This window comes from Nocardia sputorum, from assembly GCF_027924405.1.
Classification (GTDB): domain Bacteria; phylum Actinomycetota; class Actinomycetes; order Mycobacteriales; family Mycobacteriaceae; genus Nocardia; species Nocardia sputorum.
This window is the reverse complement of the sequence record NZ_AP026978.1, coordinates 436,743-453,513: the sequence shown is the minus strand read 5'-3', so window position 1 is coordinate 453,513 and position 16,771 is coordinate 436,743. Positions and strand designations below refer to the sequence as shown.

16 protein-coding genes are annotated in these 16,771 nt (G+C 70.4%); 11 read left to right on the top strand and 5 right to left on the bottom strand.

The window, feature by feature from the left end:
- Positions 1 to 18: 18 nt before the first annotated feature.
- From QMG86_RS02210 to QMG86_RS02200, 3 genes are all read right to left on the bottom strand, one after another.
- The gene (locus QMG86_RS02210; protein ID WP_281877361.1) at positions 19 to 756 is read right to left on the bottom strand and encodes a DNA alkylation repair protein; all 738 of its coding nucleotides are present in this window, start codon (positions 754 to 756) and stop codon (positions 19 to 21) included.
- Between the two features lie 285 nt (positions 757 to 1,041).
- Positions 1,042 to 1,803 (bottom strand): glutamate racemase, encoded by a 762-nt coding sequence (locus QMG86_RS02205; RefSeq protein ID WP_281877360.1) that lies wholly within the window; start codon positions 1,801 to 1,803, stop codon positions 1,042 to 1,044.
- Between the two features lie 352 nt (positions 1,804 to 2,155).
- Positions 2,156 to 3,352 carry an NAD(P)/FAD-dependent oxidoreductase gene (locus tag QMG86_RS02200; RefSeq protein ID WP_281877359.1) on the bottom strand — a complete coding sequence of 399 codons (1,197 nt, stop codon included), beginning with the start codon at positions 3,350 to 3,352 and terminating at the stop codon, positions 2,156 to 2,158.
- A 218-nt stretch (positions 3,353 to 3,570) separates the two neighbouring features.
- Between QMG86_RS02200 and QMG86_RS02195 the strand changes: the two genes are divergently transcribed.
- The 5 genes from QMG86_RS02195 to QMG86_RS02175 all read left to right on the top strand — a co-directional run bounded on the left by QMG86_RS02195 (position 3,571) and on the right by QMG86_RS02175 (position 7,604).
- Complete coding sequence (locus QMG86_RS02195; RefSeq protein ID WP_159843392.1) at positions 3,571 to 3,927, top strand: SPW repeat domain-containing protein; 357 nt, start codon at positions 3,571 to 3,573, stop codon at positions 3,925 to 3,927.
- Between the two features lie 5 nt (positions 3,928 to 3,932).
- A complete protein-coding gene (locus QMG86_RS02190) occupies positions 3,933 to 4,556 on the top strand; it encodes a TetR/AcrR family transcriptional regulator (protein WP_281877358.1) in 624 nt (207 codons plus the stop codon).
- 87 nt (positions 4,557 to 4,643) lie between these two features.
- Positions 4,644 to 5,591, top strand: a complete 948-nt coding sequence (locus QMG86_RS02185; protein WP_281877357.1) for a type IV toxin-antitoxin system AbiEi family antitoxin domain-containing protein — start codon at positions 4,644 to 4,646, stop codon at positions 5,589 to 5,591.
- 196 nt (positions 5,592 to 5,787) lie between these two features.
- Complete coding sequence (locus tag QMG86_RS02180) at positions 5,788 to 6,798, top strand: adenylate/guanylate cyclase domain-containing protein (protein WP_281877356.1); 1,011 nt, start codon at positions 5,788 to 5,790, stop codon at positions 6,796 to 6,798.
- A gap of 38 nt (positions 6,799 to 6,836) precedes the next feature.
- Complete coding sequence (locus QMG86_RS02175) at positions 6,837 to 7,604, top strand: RluA family pseudouridine synthase (protein WP_281877355.1); 768 nt, start codon at positions 6,837 to 6,839, stop codon at positions 7,602 to 7,604.
- Between the two features lie 660 nt (positions 7,605 to 8,264).
- Here the strand turns inward: QMG86_RS02175 and QMG86_RS02170 are convergent.
- Positions 8,265 to 8,864, bottom strand: coding sequence for a TIGR03086 family metal-binding protein (locus QMG86_RS02170; RefSeq protein WP_281877354.1), 600 nt, complete (start codon positions 8,862 to 8,864; stop codon positions 8,265 to 8,267).
- Between the two features lie 51 nt (positions 8,865 to 8,915).
- On the opposite strand from QMG86_RS02170, the gene QMG86_RS02165 reads away from it, so the two are divergent.
- From QMG86_RS02165 to QMG86_RS02155, 3 genes are all read left to right on the top strand, one after another.
- Positions 8,916 to 9,353 (top strand): MarR family winged helix-turn-helix transcriptional regulator, encoded by a 438-nt coding sequence (locus QMG86_RS02165; RefSeq protein WP_281877353.1) that lies wholly within the window; start codon positions 8,916 to 8,918, stop codon positions 9,351 to 9,353.
- Between the two features lie 169 nt (positions 9,354 to 9,522).
- Positions 9,523 to 10,308: a metallophosphoesterase gene (locus QMG86_RS02160; protein WP_281877351.1), complete on the top strand. Its 786-nt coding sequence runs from the start codon at positions 9,523 to 9,525 to the stop codon at positions 10,306 to 10,308.
- A gap of 66 nt (positions 10,309 to 10,374) precedes the next feature.
- Positions 10,375 to 11,052, top strand: a complete 678-nt coding sequence (locus QMG86_RS02155) for a phosphodiesterase (protein WP_281877349.1) — start codon at positions 10,375 to 10,377, stop codon at positions 11,050 to 11,052.
- On the opposite strand, the gene QMG86_RS02150 is transcribed toward QMG86_RS02155, so the two are convergent.
- A complete protein-coding gene (locus tag QMG86_RS02150) occupies positions 11,049 to 12,110 on the bottom strand; it encodes an AraC family transcriptional regulator (RefSeq protein WP_281877348.1) in 1,062 nt (353 codons plus the stop codon). The genes QMG86_RS02155 and QMG86_RS02150 overlap by 4 nt on opposite strands.
- Positions 12,111 to 12,194: 84 nt before the next feature.
- Here QMG86_RS02150 and QMG86_RS02145 point away from each other — a divergent pair, with 84 nt between their 5' ends.
- From QMG86_RS02145 to QMG86_RS02135, 3 genes are all read left to right on the top strand, one after another.
- The gene (locus QMG86_RS02145) at positions 12,195 to 13,661 is read left to right on the top strand and encodes a flavin-containing monooxygenase (protein ID WP_281877346.1); all 1,467 of its coding nucleotides are present in this window, start codon (positions 12,195 to 12,197) and stop codon (positions 13,659 to 13,661) included.
- Between the two features lie 75 nt (positions 13,662 to 13,736).
- The gene (locus tag QMG86_RS02140) at positions 13,737 to 15,854 is read left to right on the top strand and encodes an ABC transporter ATP-binding protein (RefSeq protein ID WP_281877344.1); all 2,118 of its coding nucleotides are present in this window, start codon (positions 13,737 to 13,739) and stop codon (positions 15,852 to 15,854) included.
- Complete coding sequence (locus QMG86_RS02135) at positions 15,854 to 16,591, top strand: energy-coupling factor transporter transmembrane component T family protein (protein ID WP_281877343.1); 738 nt, start codon at positions 15,854 to 15,856, stop codon at positions 16,589 to 16,591. Before QMG86_RS02140 ends, QMG86_RS02135 begins: the two co-directional genes overlap by 1 nt.
- Positions 16,592 to 16,771: the final 180 nt, after the last annotated feature.

Sequence of the window (16,771 nt, the reverse complement as noted above, 5' to 3'; positions counted from 1 at the left end):
CCGATCGATTGCGGTGACTTATCGCGCGCGGTAGTCGGCGCGGATCTCCGGCGGCAGATGCTCGGTCGCGTAGCTCAACGCGGTCCGTCCCATCGCCGGAGCGTGCCGGTCGAGAAACTCGGTCAGCAGGCTCCGGTCGACGCGCTTGCCGACTTCGCGCAGCATCCAGCCCACCGCTTTCTGGATCAGATCGCGGCGGTCGCCGAGCAGCAGTTCGCTCAGCGCGAAGGTGGTCGAGGCGTCGCCCGCCTTGATGAACGCGAAGGTGGACAGCAGCGCGACCCGCCGCTCCCAGAGCGACTCGGCCCGCGCCAGCTGGAACAGCAGGTCACGCGGTTTGTCCAGCAGCCAGGGGCCGACGACGTTCTCCGCGGACACGTCCACGAGATCCCAGTTGTTCACCCGGCCGCGGCGCACGGCCGCCAGATACAACTCCACCATGGCCGCGCGGGCGGCGTCGTCGAAAAAGCGTGGCCGGGACGCCGCGGCGAAGCGCGCGTTCAAGATCACCAGCGCGACGAAGCGGTCCTCGTGCACGTCGCTGTCGAGCAGCCGGTCTATCTCGCCGAGCGGAAGCGCCGCAAAGCGTTTCGCGACACCGCGGCTCGCCGGGACCCGGACCCCGAGGAACACGTCCCCCTCGGCGTACTCGCCCGGTCCGGTCTTGAAGAACCGCTGCAGGTTCGTCGCGTCGACCGGATTCGCCAGCTCCCGCAGCGCCGCCCGCACATCGGCAGCGGTCATCGAATCACTCATCGAACCACGCTCCTGTTCCGGACTGCGCTGTGCGCAAGGGGGATGCTGCCACCGGGGCTGCCGCCGCCCCAGGGCCCGGTCGCGACGGATACCTCTGTCCTAGCGGTTACGACGGACGGTACCGGCGGGCTACGACATCTCGGCGCGACCGTGCGATCGGTCATAACACGGTGCGCAGCTTGATTCCCGTGGCGCGGCTCGACTCCGCCGGGTCAGCGCGGCGCGCACGGGGCATGCCTCGCGGCGCCGGTTGTCAGCGGGGCGGACGCGGTGCCGCGCCGGGCATCACCCCTGCGCGCCCAGGACGCGTCCCGACTCGAAGGCGGCCGCGCTGGCGGGCAGCGCGCCGGGGCGTCCGCTGTTGAGCACCCGGACCGCACCGTTGCCGGTACTCGGGCGGCCCAGCGCCTCGATGCGCCGAATGGTCTGCGCGGCAACGGCTTGCGCGCTGTCGAACAGTCGGATGCCGTTCGGCAGCGCGGCCACGATCGCGTCGGTCACCAGCGGGTAGTGCGTGCAGCCGAGCACCACGCCTTCCACGTCCGGCGGCGTCCGCTCCGCGGCGGCGGCGATCGCTTCGTGGGCGGCGGCCAGATCACCGCGGTCGATCGCGTCCGCCAACCCGTGGCAAGCCACCCCCACCACGTCGGCGTCCCCGCCGAATTTCGCGATCAGGTCGGCCTGATACCGGCTCGCCGTTGTGGCCGCGGTGGCCCAGACGGCCACGGACCGGCACACGGCCGCCGCGGGCTTGATGGCGGGCACGGTGCCGATCACCGGCACGTCGGGCCCGACGTCGGCGCGCACGTGCTCCAGCGCCGTGACGCTGGCGGTGTTGCACGGCAGAACGATCACCTCGGCGCCCGACCGGAGCGAGGTCCGCGCGGCGTTCACCACCCGCTCGACCACCCAGTCCTCCGGCTTCGGCCCCCACGGCGCGCCCTCCGGGTCCAGTTGCAGCAGCAGATCCACATCGGGCCGCAACTTGCGCAACCAGGCGGCGGTGGGCAGCAACCCCAGACCCGAGTCGATGAGCGCGACGATCACCGCACCACCGTATTACAGCCTCATGACACCCCCGCATGCCGTGCGCGCCCCTGCGCATGCTCCGCAACAACCGCGGGTACGCCCGCCGCGCGCCTCGGGCGCGGGAGTTCGCAGCACCGCAGCACCGCAGCACCGCAGCACCGCAGCACCGCAGCACCGCAGCACCGCAGCACCGCAGCACCGCAGCACCGCAGCACCGCAGCACCGCAGCACCGCGACGGGAGGCTAGTGCCCCCTGAACCCGCGATCGTCCATGTCCAACCCGACGGCTTCGGCGTTCGATCGCAGATCCATCTGCTTCTCGGCGCCCGACCGCACCGGTACGAGTCTCCGCGCCGGCCCCGGCACGCGGTCAGCTGGGCGCGAGCAATTCGGTCACCGGAGCGCCGGCCGCGATCTTCGCGCGCGCCTTCATCACCTGGGCGGTCATGCCCGCGCCGACGACGCCGGTGAGGTTGCCGCCCTGGGCGTAGTAGGCGAGGAACTTGCGACCGTCGTCGGAGGCGATGTGCACCTCGTCGGTCGCGCCCGGGGTACCGAGGGCCTGGATCTTGACGTCGTACTGGTCGCTCCAGAAGTACGGGACGCGAGCGGCCGTCGGCGGTTGGGCCCCCAGCAGCGCGCAGGCGACCAACTTGGCCTGCTCCCCCGCGTTGGTCCAATGCTCGACACGCTTGCGCAAACCGGTTTCGTGCAACCAGGCCGCCACGTCGCCGACCGCCCACACGCCTTCGGCGGAGGTCCGTCCCACCTCATCGGCGAGCACGCCGCCACCGGCCGACGGTTCGGCCAGCGCGATTCCGGATTCGCTCAGCCATTCGGTCACCGGCCGCGAGCCGACCCCGATCACGACGAGATCGGCGGCCACCTCCGCGCCGTCGGACAGGCGTGCCCCGCGCACCCGCCCCGCATCGTCGCCGAGGAGGGTGTCCACGCCGACGCCGCAGCGCAGATCGACCCCTTCCGCCCGGTGCATCCGCGCGACCAGCTCGCCCACTTCCGCGCCGAGCACCGAGGCCAGCGGTGTCGCCTGCGGTTCGACCAGCACCACGTCCACTCCCCGCGCCCGGAAACTCGCGGCGAGCTCGCACCCGATGAATCCCGCGCCGACGACGAGCGCCGTCCGGGCGCCGGTCAGATCGGCGCGCAGGGCGACGGCGTCGGAATGGCCGCGCAGCACGTGCACACCGCTCAACTCGGGCAGGCCGGGCAGGAGGCGCGGGCGCAGGCCGGTGGCGATGATCAGCTGGTCGTAGTCCAGCGTCGTGCCGTCGGCGAGGCGGAGGCGGCGGGCGGCGGTGTCCACCCCGACGGCTTCGGTGCTCAATCGCAGATCGATCTGCTTCTCGGCGAAGAACTCGCTCGGCCGCAGCGTGGTGTCGTCGGTTTCGCCGCGCACGAATTGCTTGGACAGCGGCGGCCGGTCGTACGGCAACCGCGACTCGTCACCGAGGAGCACGAGTTCACCGGCATAGCCCGCACGGCGCAATTCCTCCGCGGTGCGCAGGCCGGCGAGGCCTGCTCCGACGATCACGATCGGCGCGGTCATCCGGCCATCCCTTCTGTGGAACCCAGCGGCCGATTCCGCGGAATCGGCGGCGCGACGAAAGCCCACCCTAACCTCTGCTTGGTCCATTCCTCTGTGACAGCCATCACGCCGGAATCGGACAGCAACAGCCGCGCAATCGTATTCGTTTCGATATTGATCGGGCGGTCAATCAGGGTTATACCGAGGACAGCAACACTCACAGCCCTGAGGAGGTACCCATGTTCACCGAGAGCCGCGCGCAGGATTTCCTCGCTGTCGTGCTCGGAGCCTTCGCCGCGCTGTCCCCCCTCTGGGTGGACACCAACGACAACGCCATGTGGTCGCTGATCGTGCTCGGCGTGCTCATCGCCCTCACCGGTCTGGCCCAGATGGCCCGCCCCGACATGGCGGCGGCGGACTACGCGATGGGCCTGTTCGGCGTCCTGCTGTTCCTTTCCCCGTGGGTCATGGACTTCACGGAGTACCGCAGCGCATCCTGGACCGCATGGGTAGTCGGGGTGGTGACGGCGGTGGTCGCGGTGGCGGCGCTGCCGACCGTGTCGGGACGTCTGCACGACATGGCTCCGCACCACTGATGCAGATGCCGAAAACCCGGCGTGCCGGGCGTCGCCGCAGCGCGAAAGCCGACGGCGACGCCCGGCAGCTCATCCTCGACGCCGCGGAGCAGCTCTTCGCGGCACAGGGATACGACGCCACCGCGACGGCGGCCATCGCCGCCGCGGCCCGCGTCCCCAAAGGACTGGTCTTCTACTACTTCCCCACCAAGGACGCGATCCTGTCCGCCTTGATGTCCGAGCGGATTCCCGCGCAGCCGATCGACGACATCGGCACGGTGGTGGCGCCGGGAGACCCGGCGACGAGCCTGGTCAACCTCGATGCCGCGTTGAACCTGCGCGACCACCACTCCTCGGTGCTGCGGGTGATCCTGTGGCGGGAGGCCGATACCCATCCCGACGTGCGACGACAGCTGCGCCGCCTGCGCGACCAAATGCTGGAGGTCACCGCCAAGGTGCTCCAGGCCAGCGCTCCGGCCCCGGTCCGGCCCGGAACCCTGCGCGCGTGCGCGGCGGCCTGGGTCTCGGCGATGTTCGCCATCGCCAGCACCGACCGGCTGCACGCGCTCGACGGCGTGCCGCTGCCCACCGCCGACGAGGTGCTGAACGTGGCCCAGGTGGTCGCGGCCGGGATGACCCAGCTGGGCTGACCCCTGGAGTTGTCCACAGCCCGCGGGTTGTGCACATTCGCCGCCCGGCCGGGTGTTTCACGGGCGCCGGTCGATCACGATCGTCATATGGAAGCACCGCAACTGATCTCGCGCCGGCAAGCGCTGGCCTCCGGACTGTCCGACAAGGCATTGCGCAGGCTGTGCAGCTCCGGGCAATGGCAGCGGCTGCGTGCCGGGCACTATCTGAACGCGCCCGGCTCCGCGCTCGGCGCCACCGGCCGGCATCTGCTGATGACGCTGGCGACCGCGGAATCCACGTCCGACTCCGCCATCACGAGCCACTGTTCGGCGGCGGTGCTGCACGGGATGACGACCTGGGGCATTGCGCTCGACCGCGTCCATCTCACCAGGAATCGGATCAACGGCGGGCGGCTGAGCAGACGGGTCGTGGTCCATTCGGCCCAGGTGGAACCGGACGAGGTCACCCTGGTCGATGACATTCGAGTGACCACTCCGGCGCGAACGGTGCTCGACATCGCCCGTTCGGAAGGGTTCGACCAATCGGTCGCCCTCGGTGACTCCGCCCTGCGCCAGGGTCTGACCACCACGGCGGAATTGCGGGAACACCTCCGCCGGGCCCGGCATCGGCCCGGATGCCGACGAGCCGCCCTGGTCCTCGATTTCCTGGACGGCCGCAGTACGAGCGCCGGCGCATCGCGCAGCCGGATCCTGCTGCACCGAGCCGGTTTTCCCGCGCCGCAGGTACAAGCACGCGTCTTCTCCGATGACGAGATCTGCGTCGGCCGCGTCGATTTCCTGTTCCCTGAGCTCGGCGTGATCGGCGAGTTCGGCGCCGAGAGCGACCGTCGAACCAGTTCGCGCGCCGCCGAAAGGGTGGCCGTGGCGGAGAAGGAGCGCGAAGACCGTCTCCGCGCCCTCGGCTGGGCGGTCGTCCGCTGGACCGGCGACGACCTCGCCGCTCCCGCCCACCTGGTCGCCCGCTTGCACACGGCCATCCGCGCCGCCGCCGACAATCACCGCTCCGGCTACTGGACCCCCACGCCAAAACCATGACCCGGCGCACCGATCCAGTGAATTCGAACAACCGCTTCCGAAGCCGAACGATGACTTCCCGGGCGCTGAACAACTCGACGCGATCGACGCGGGCCGCGCACCTGCGCGGTACCGGAATCGACGTGGCGCGGGCGAAGGTATGTGAACCCTCCCAATGGAAGCCGAGCGGCCGGATCCGACCCGTAAGGTACCGATCATGGTGCCCACCGACAGGTCCGAATTGGTGCGCTCGGTCGTCGAGTCCTATCTGCTCGCCGGAGCGCGGCGATACAACCGCACCGAGGTCGCCGAGCAGTCGGGGACGACGACGGCGCTCACGCGGCGATTGTGGACGGCGCTCGGTTTTCCGTCGAGCATCGGTGACGACGCGGTCGACTATGCCGATGCCGACGTCACGGCGGTGCGCAACTTCGAGCAGTTGACCGTGTTGGCCTCGGCCGACACCCGGCAGCAGTCGGCGACCGCGCGCACGCTCGGCCAGGGCATGGCGCGCCTGGCGGAATGGCAGGTCGACCTGGTGCTGGCGGAGATCGAGGAGCGCATCGCGCGGGCCGACCCGGGAGCCGACCCCGAGGAGACGGTGCGCGCCGCCACCGAAGGCGCCATCGCCACCCTGGAGGAGCTGAACAACTATGCGTGGCGGCGCCATCTCGCCGCGGCGTTGTCACGCTCGCTCGACCCGGAGACCAGTGCGGGTGAGTCCGTGCGCGAACTGGCTGTAGGTTTCGCCGACATGGTCGGCTACACCAGGCTGACCCGGCATCTGCATCCGGACGAGCTGTCCATTCTGTTGGAGGCGTTCGAGTCCACCACCACCGCCGCCATCACCGAGAACGGCGGTTGGGTGATCAAGAACGTGGGCGACGAGGTCATGTTCGCGACGGAGACGGCCACCGAGGCCGCACGCATCGCGCTGGCCATCCAGGAGTCCACCATGATGGTCGGTGGCACCCCGGACCTGCGCGTCGCCCTCGCCTACGGCCCGGTATTGCAACGCTTCGGGGACTTGTACGGCTCGGTCGTGAACATCGCCTCCCGGCTAACCGGCGTCGCGCGGCCGGGCACCGTCCTGATCGATGACGGAGCCGCGGCCGCGCTGGAGGGCGATCCGGCATTCACCATCAAGCACCTGCGCAGCGTCCGCGTGCGCGGCTTCAACCGCCTGCGGCCGCATCTACTGCGCCGCAACGGCAAGAACGGCAGGTAGCCGACAGCGCCTGCCGTCCGCCGCCCTAGGCTCGTCCGGTGGACAAGGACTGGTCACAGTTGCGCGCGCGTTGCCTGATCGAGGAGGACGCGGCGATTCTGGCCCTACGCAAACCTGCCGGGATCTCCGTCACCGGTGAGCGCCACGACACCGATCTCGTCGAACTGGCGGCCGCCGCGGGGGAAACGCTGTATCCGGTGCACCGGATCGACAAGGTGACCTCCGGCTTGATCCTGTTCGCGAAGGAGCTGCGCGCCCACGGCGAGCTGACCAGGCAGTTCAACAAGCAGACGGCGGACAAGGCGTACCTTGCCGTCGTCGCCGCGACCGGTCTGCCCGATACCGGCGTATTCGACCTGCCGCTCAGCGTGGGACGCAAGAACCGGGTGCGGATCGCGGCGCCGCGAGAGAGCATCCGGCACGAGGGCGGCCGCTGGTTCGTCGACGACGCCGACCTGCTGCCCGCCAAGAACTACCCCTCGCTCACCCGGTTCGTCACGGTGCTGCGCGGCCCCGCGCACACCGTGCTCGCACTGCGCCCGGTCACCGGTCGTCGCCACCAGATTCGCGTCCACCTCGCCTGGACCGGGCATCCGATCGTCGGCGATCCCCTGTTCGACCGCTCCGGCGCGCAACCGCGCACCTACCTGCACTCCTGGCGGCTGGGCCTGGCCGCCTCGTGGCGCACCCCGCCCGAACTCACGCTGACCGCCGAGCCGGACGCCGCCTTCTGGCGCCCCCTGGACGCATCCGCCGCCCCGGACGCCCTCGAACGCGCCGCCGACGCGCTGCGGACCCTCGACTAGCGCGTTTCCCACCGCGCCGAGGACGGGGTCGTTATCGCGAACGGCCGCATCCGGGGGACCGGCGGCGTGCCAGACTCGTCGAAGCCCGCGGGCCCGCCCATCAATTAAGGGTGTGCCGAGAGCGCCCACCGCCTCCGGGTGGTCTCGGCTGTGGACAACGCACAGGACGCGGTTCGACGGCCGCCGTGCTCGAGTTCGCGTGCCAGACCGAGTAGGCGCCGGACGCGCGCCTTGCCGCGAAGCCGCGCGACCTTCTCCGCGTCGGGCACCCCTGGCGGGCGACCACGCCGAGGAAACGTCCGGCGCGGCGCTTTCGAAATCGCGCCGGCCTGGCCGGCGGCAGCGCCGACGCTGCCGGTCACGATCTCGACGTTTCCCGCTCTCCAGGATGTGACAGGCCACCGCGGCACCGTCGACCTGCTGCTGGGCGTCTACCTGACCGCGCCGCTGCCGGTGTGCGTAGCGCCTGGCCCGGCCGGAGAGCGGCCAGGTCACGACGCACGGAGGTCGCGGCACCCACCGCTTCGCACGGCTGTCGCCCTGCACAGCAGGAGAAACCGGAACGGGTGAGCCTCCGCTCGCGATTCATCCACAGTCGTCCCCAGGCAGATCATCCGAGTGCGCACGACCGGAGTGGCAGCCGTGCGCAGGGAACCACAGTCAGTTCGGCCAGTTCGGGGAGCGACCCAGAAGCAACAGGATCCGGTCGAGGGTCGGCGCTTGTTCCGGGACGGACAGCGCCGGGGCGAAGGCCGCACCAGGGGCCGTGCGTTCAGGGCCGTCGGGAACGGCGAGGGAGATCTCCAGCGCCGCTGCGGCCACGTCGGGGTCGACGGTGATGGTCTCTCCGATCGATCGGGCGACGTCCCAGGCGTGCACGACGCTGTCCACGAGGTGGAAGCCGATGACGCGGGTGGCGGGAATCCGCTGATCGGTCACTTCCGGCAGCAGGAGCGCGCGCTCGAAGACGTCCTCGGCGGCGAAGGCGGCGAGCACGTCGTCGGCCGAAGCGCGATAGTCGGCGACCGGATCCGCGGACGCGCGGACGCTCCAGACCTCGGTGTCCTCGCTGCCCCGCGCGGCGGCGGCGAAACCGTGGTTCTGCGCGATCATGTGTTCCAGCAGGTCACGAAGGCGCCAACCAGCGCAGGGGGTTTCGGCGTCCAGCCGATCGGGGCGCACGCGGGAGACGGCGTCCACACTCAGCCGAACCGAACGGGCATGCCGGTCGCGCAGATTTTTCCGGGAATCAGTAAGCATGAGCATATCGTATGCGCAAGCTTACGGTTTGCCAACCAGTATCGTCGTCCCATGCCGAACGCCCGCCCCGATCTCGCCGCGATGATCGCGCCGCTCGGGCGGGCGCTCATCGCCGCCGAACTGCCCATCCTGGAACGCCACGAATTGTCGATGTGGGGCTACTCCGTGCTGCTCGGCCTGGGCGGCGAACCCGTCTACACCCAGGCGGCGCTGGCCAAGGCGATCGGCGCCGACAAGACCCGCATCATCGGCGTGCTCGACGAACTCCAGCGCCGCGGCCTGATCACCCGTGAACCGGATCCGGCGGACCGGCGGGTCAACCTGGTCTCGCTCACCGACGCGGGCCGCGACCTACGCGACCGAGCCCAGCGCGACATCCAGGCCGGCGAGGAGCGGCTACTGCAACGGCTCCCCGAGGCGGACCGCCGCGTATTCCTGCGCGCCTTGCGCACACTCTCCGACTCGGTGGCCGAACGCTCCGAGTTCTGACCCGCCAGCCGACCGCATTGTGATGTCGGGCACAAGTCTATGAGGATCCTCCGCGCGGTGGCGAGCGTCATGGCGACGCGTTATACGCAGGTCAACTAGCCTGATGACGTGCTGTGGACGCGACCCGCGCACCCTCTGACGCAATGCAGCGAACCCCTAGCGAAAGCGAATGCCGATGATCCTGGTGGCTCAGGTCAGCGACACCCATTTCGATCTCGGCGCCCGCAACGCCCAGCGTGTGCGGCGGGTGATGGACTTCTTCGCCGGGTTGCGCCGCAGGCCCGACGCCATCCTGGTGACCGGTGACATCACCGATTCCGGCAAACCCGAGCAGTACGCGGAGGCCAAGCTCGCGTTCGACACCGACATCCCGGTGTACGCCCTCCCCGGCAACCACGACGACCGCGCGGGCTTCCGTACCGCCCTGCTCGGCGAGCCCTCCTCCGGCGCCCCCATCAACCAAGTGCGCCGCATCGGCGATCTCACCGTCGCACTGCTGGATTCGAGCGTCCCCGGCGAGCCGGGTGGACGACTGTCCGACGAGACCTACCACTGGCTGCGCGAGGTGCTCGTCGCGGCGCCCGCGGGCAAGCCGATCCTGCTCGCGCTGCACCACCCGCCCGCCCACCTGTTCAGCCCGATCGTCGACGGGATCTCCCTCGCCGATCCGCAGCCGCTCGCCGACCTGGTGGCAGGCGACGGCCGGATCGCCGCCGTGCTCACCGGGCACGCGCATTCCGCCGCGACCACCACGTTCGGCGGCCGCCCGCTACTGGTGGCTCCCAGCACCGCGTCGGTCCTGAGCGGGGAATGGGAACTCGACCTGCCCGATCACGTCATGGACTACGCGCCGGACCCGGCGGTCGCGCTGCACGTCTTCGGCGACGACTACCGTCTGACCACCCATTTCCGGACGGTGCCCATGGGCGGCCGGATCGGCGTGCAACCAGCCTGAGCGCGGTTTACCCGGTGCGAGCCGGGGCAATCGGGAGGCACACGACGCCTACCCGGGAGGACCACCATGGTCGACCTACCAGCCGCAGTGGTGAAGAGCGCGTTCGCGACCGGTGCGCGGATCCGGCATGCGCGGGTTTTCCACCCGGCGGGCCTGCACCTGGCCGGTCGTCTGCATGCCGAGCCCGAGTTCGAGCCGCTGTTCGGCGGCGGTGATCGCGCGGTCATCGCGCGGGTGTCCAAAGGCATCGGACTGCCGGACGGGCTGCCCGACGTGCTCGGCTTGGCGTTCCGCGTGCTCGACCGGGACGATCAGCCTTGGGATTTCGCGCTGGCCACCACCGGCCGGGGACCGCTGGGCCGCTTGGTGATCACCCCGGCGCGCGGCTGGGCCAGCGCACGATACGGCTGCCTGATGCCCTACCGAATCAGCAATTCCGCGCCGACCTGGTTCTTCGCCGAGCCGGACAGCGTTCAGCCCACGTCCGCGTCGCTCGAGGCGATGCAAGCTCACCTGGACGAGGACTTGGTCAGTTTCACACTCACGGCGGGCCGTCTCGGCGGGCCCACCTGGCGGGTCGCCGAACTCACGCTGCGTCTCGCCGAAAGCGCCGAGTACCGTACCGATTACTTCGATCCGATGCTCAACCATCCGGCCGAGGTGGAATTGTTCCCCAAGGCCATCGGCAAGATCCGCGAGCTGGCCTACACCGGCAGCAGGAGCGGCCGGGGCGAAGAGACCTAACGCCGGACGGCGCGTTCGCGCCGGTAGGCCGCCGGGGTGTTACCGGTCCACCGCTTGAACGCGAAGATGAAGGTCGAGGCTTCGGCATAGCCGAGACGGATCGCGACGTCGCTCACCGATAGCGGTGTCGCGGTGAGCATTTCCTCCGCCAAAGCGCGCCGCACTTCGTCCAGCAACGCGCGATAGCTGGTCCCCGCGGCATCGAGGTGCCGCCTTAGCGTGCGAGTGCTCATGTTGAGATCGTTCGCCACAGCGTCGATGCCGGGCGGGGCGGCGAATCCGTCCGCGCCGCCCCGCGGCACCAGACGTTCGCGCACCTCCGCCGCGATGCCGGTGCGGGCTCTGCGGCGGTGCACCAGCTCCCGGCACTGCGCCAGGCACATCGCCCAGGTGTGCTCGTTGGCCTGCGGCAGCGGTTTCTCCAACAGCATGGGCTCGATGGCGAACAGGTTGCGCGGCCTGCCGAAATCCGGCGGCACGAGAGTGACCTCCGCGATCCGATCGGCGTAAGCGGGTTCTGGGAAACGGAATTCGGCCCTGGTCAAGGGCAGGCGCGTGCCGAGCAGATCGCTCATCACCCGGTGCATCGCGGTGACGTCGCGTTCGACCAGGAACTGGCGCACATCCGTCGGCACCGACTCGTCGTGCACCACCGCGACGAACTCGCTCTCGCCCCATTCGGCCACCGGGATGCAGAAAGTGAAGCTGAGATCGAGGTAGCGCAGCGCGAAACTGATCGCCTCCCCGAGCGTCGGACTACTGACGCAGGCGAAGCCGAAGATGCCGAAGGTGGTGATCCGGTAGCGGCGGCCGACCTCGACGCCCAGCGCGGGCCGGTCGCCGAGTTCGCGGACGAGGTTGCGGATGACCGCCAGTTCGGTGTGCGCGTCGATCTGCGCGTCCGGATCGCGCAATTGCTGCTCGCCGAGCACGGTGCCGTGCAGCATCCGCGCCGCGGGCACGCCGTGTTCGGCCGCGTAGCCGACCATCAGCGCCACGCTGGCCACGCCGCGCGGAAAGTTCCAATCGCGGATATCCGGATCCTGCACCCGTTCCACGCGGACATTATGGCCGAATTTCTCTATGCGACGGCACGGCGGCTCTACAGTGGACTCATCTACGGTCGGAGTGAGGAGTCTCACATGACAGGGCGCGATCGGCCGTCGATCCTCGTCATCGGCGCGGGCTTCGGCGGTATCGGCATGGCGATCGAGCTGCGGCGCAACGGCTTCGACGACATCACCATCCTGGAGCGGGCCGCCGACCTCGGCGGGGTGTGGCGGGAGAACACCTACCCCGGCGCGGCCTGCGACGTCCCGTCCCCGCTGTACTCGTATTCGTTCGAACCCAAGCCGGACTGGCCGCAGCGGTACTCGGGCCGCGCCGCCATCCACGCCTACCTGCGCGGCGTCGCCGACCGCCACGGCGTGCTGCCGGCGATCCGTTTCGGCACCAGCGTCACGGACGCGGAATTCGACGACGCCACCGGCCGGTGGACCGTCCACACCGCCGACGGGGACAGCCGGATCGCGGACGTGCTGATCTCGGCGGTGGGGCAGCTGTCGCGTCCGTCCCTGCCCGCCATACCCGGAATCGGCACCTTCGCGGGCCCGTCGTTCCATTCCGCCGAGTGGGACCACGACGTCGACCTGCGCGGCAAACGCGTCGCCTGCGTCGGCACGGGGGCCAGCGCCGTCCAGTACATCCCGGAGATCCAGCCCGAGGTCGCACACCTCACCCTGTTCCAGCGCACACCGCCCTGGGTGATCCCCAAGTTCGACACGGACTACTCGCCGATCCAGCACAACCTGTTCGCGCGGGTGCCGGGCGCGCTGCTGGCCGAACGGTTCGGGTGGTGGTCGATCGCGGAATTCGTCTCGCTCGGTCTGGTCGAGGTCCCCGCCATCGCCCGCTGGGTGGCCCGCATCGCCTCCCGGCACCTGGCCGAGCAGGTCGAGGACCCGCAGCTGCGCGCGAAACTGACCCCGGATTATCCGATCGGGTGCAAGCGCGCGCTGTTCTCCAACGACTACTACCCCGCGCTCACCCAACCGAACGTGCGGGTGGAGACGGCCGCGATCAGCGAGATCACCCCGCAGGGGATACGCACCGCCGACGGCGCGACCCACGAGGCGGACGTGATCATCTACGGCACCGGTTTCAAGGGCACCGAGTTCCTGTGGCCGATGGAGATCTGGGGCCGCGGCGGCCGCAGGCTGGCCGACGCCTGGGCCGACGGCGCGCACGCGTATTACGGCATCACGGTGCCGGACTTCCCGAACCTTTTCCTCGTGTACGGACCGAACACCAATCTCGGCGTCGGCTCGATCATCTACATGATCGAGTCGCAGACCCGCTACATCCGTCAGGCCGTGCAGTGGCTGGCCGACCACCCACGCCACTATGTCGAGGTCCGCGCGGAGCTGGAGGAGGACTACAACACCGCGCTCCAGCGCCGCTTGGCCCGCACCCCGTGGAATTTCTGCTCGAGCTGGTACCGCAATGCCGCCGGTCGTATCACCAACAACTGGCCGGGCTCGCAGACCAGCTACCGTCGCCGCACCCGGCGCTTCGATCCGCGCCACTACGCCCTCACCCCCGTCTCGTGACCGATCGCGCGGCTTCCGGCCCCGCTCGGATTCGCCTCCGCCCGCCACCAGCCGCCGGGCTGGCAGACTTGTGCTGTGAATGAACTGGCCCGTCCGGGCGCATCGGCCGAACGCGGGCCGCTGCGTCCCCTCGAGTTGGCCACCGGCGCCGTGCTGGGCGGAGCCACCGTCGGGCTGGTGACCATCGGTTCGGTGGTCCCGTTCGCCGGCGCGCTGCAGTTGGTCGCCGCGGTGCCGATCGGGCTGATCGCGCACCGTTTCCGGGCGCGGGCGCTGGTCACCGCGACCATCGCCGCCACGCTGGTCACTTTCGTGGCGGCCGGTCTGGCTTCGGCGACGGTGTTGGTGGCCTCGGCCACCATGGGCGCCATCATCGGGACCGTGAAGCGGCGCGGCGGCGGCCTCGTCGCGGTGCTCTGCCTCTCGCTACTGGCCGGGCTGGTCTGGGCCGCGCTGGCCGTCGGGGCGCTGCTCGCGATGTCGAGTGCGCGCGAGTTGGTGTTCGACAACATCCGCAACGGCTCGCGCGGCTTGCAGGATCTCGCGGGCCGCGTGGGCCTGGCTCCGCTGGGGCAAGTCGTGGCGGACCTCGCCGATGCCGTGCTGCGCTCGTGGTGGGTCTGGGTGGGCGGCGGCATCGCGCTGGGCATGCTGGCCACCGGGGTGTGCTCCTGGTATGTCCTGGGCTCGGTGCTCGACCGGCTGGACTGGCTGCCCGGCCAGGACCGGCTCGCCGCGCCGCCCGACGACCGGCCCATCGCGCCGCTGCCGGTCACGCTGAGTGCTGCCGGATTCCGGTACCCCGGCGCGGCGCGCGACGCGCTCAGCGGCGTCGATCTGACCGTCGAGGTCGGGGAATTCGTCGCCGTGGTGGGCCACAACGGTTCGGGCAAGTCGACGCTGACCCGGGTGCTGGCGGGTCTGCCGCCCACCTCGGGATCGGTGCGGCGCCCCGGCTCGGCCGGATTGGGGCAGCTCGGTGGCACGGCGCTGGTGTTGCAGCGACCGGAGAGCCAGACCCTCGGCGTGCTCGTCGCCGACGACGTCGTGTGGGGGCTGCCCGCGCGACTCGCCGCCGAGGTGGACGTCGAGGGCTTGCTGGGCGAGGTCGGTCTGGCCGGGATGGGCGGCAAGGAGACCGCCACGCTCTCCGGCGGTCAGCAGCAGCGGCTGGCCGTCGCGGCCGCGCTGGCCCGCAGGCCCGCACTGCTGATCGCCGACGAGGCGACCTCGATGATCGATCCGGACGGACGCCGGGAACTGGTGGAACTGCTCGCGGGCCTGCCGAAGCGCCACCCCATGGCCGTGGTCCTGGTAACCCATCACGAAGCCGACGCCGCGGCCGCGAACCGGGTCGTGCACCTGGCCGGGGGACGCTCGGTCGCGCACCTGCCCGCGTGGCCCCGCCCGGCGCGCGCCGCGCGGCGCAGGCCGATGGGCGAACCGATCCTCGAACTGCGCGATGTCCGGCACACCTACAACCGCGCGACGCCGTGGGAAGCGCCCGCACTGCACGGCGTGGACCTGTCCGTCCGCCAGGGCGAAGCGCTGCTCGTCGTCGGCGGGAACGGGTCGGGCAAGTCCACCCTGGCCTGGATCATGGCGGGCTTGGTCGAACCGACTTCCGGCCGGTGCGAACTGCGCGGTAAGCCGGTCGGCAAGCAGATCGGCGCGGTCGGGCTGGCGTTCCAGCATTCCCGCCTGCAATTGCAGAAGCACACCGTCGGCGCGGAGATCGGGGACTGGGGCGGGCGCGCCACGGGCTCCGGCGCGGTCGGGCGCGCGCTGGACGCGGTCGGGCTGGACCGGTCGCTGGCCGCCCGCTCGATCGAGGAACTCAGTGGCGGCCAGGCCAAACGGGTGGTGCTCGCCGCGATCGTGGCCAGCCACCCCCAAGTGGTCGTGCTCGACGAACCGCTGGCCGGTCTCGACCCCGAGGGCCGGGCCGACATCGTGGAATTGCTGGCGCGGCTCCGGGACGCCGGCTTGACGCTGATCGTCATCTCGCACGACGTGGCGGACATGGCGGCGGTGTGCGACCGCACGGTGCACCTGCGATCGGGCCGCATCCTGAGCGCGGAGTCCGCGTGGGCGGCCACGCCGGCGCCGAGCAAGGCCGCCGCGCGAGCCGATTCCGGAGCGCTGCGCGCGCCCGGTGAAGCGGCCTGGCGCTTCGATCACGGAGGTCGATGATGAGCACAGTCCTGCTGCGCCAGGTACCGGTCGCCAGTCCGGTGCATCGCCTGTGGGCGGGCACCAAGATGATCGGGGTGTTCCTGATCAGCCTGGTGCTGATGTTCCTGCCGTCCTGGCCCGTGCTCGGTGTGATGACGGTGTTTCTGGTGTTCGTGGGCGTCCTCGCACGGCTGCCGCTGGGCACGCTACCGCGGCTGCCCTGGTGGTTCTCGGCGCTGTTCGTACTCGGCGGCCTGCTCACGGCGCCCGTCGGCGGTGCGGCGGTGCTGCGCTACGCGCAGATCGCGACGTTCACGCTGATCCTGGTGGCGGCCTCCTTTCTCATCGCGTGGACCACGCCGATGGGCGACATCGCGCCCGCCCTCGCCAAACTCGGCGCGCCGTTGCGCAGACTCCGGATGCCGGTGGACGAATGGGCGGTCGTCGTCGCGCTCACCCTCCGCGGTCTGCCGCTGCTCATGGAGGAGATCCGGGTGCTGCGCGCCGCTCGGCGCCTGCGCCCCAAGGACGGCATGATCGCCCGCGCCGCCGGCAACCCGCTGATCGACATCCTGACCGCGGCCATGGCGGTCGCCACCCGGCGTGCGGGCGAACTGGGCGAGGCGATCACCGCACGCGGCGGCACAGGGCAACTCACCGCCCATCCCAGCGCACCCGGCCTGCGCGACGCTCTGGCGCTCGTGCTGGTCGTCGCCGTCTGCCTCGGCTGTGTCGCTCTGCACCTGCTGCTCTGAGCACAGGCCCACGAAGTAGACCGGATGGAAAATGGGGATCGGAACCAGATTACGGTCGGTTGGGGCCCTAGTGGTCTCCGGCCACATTCCGGCAAGAGAATTCGCTGACTATTTGCAGACCGACGGGCATCAGGTGAGACAACCGCCGGCCCAAGAGCCGGGCGCGCCGCGCACGACCGC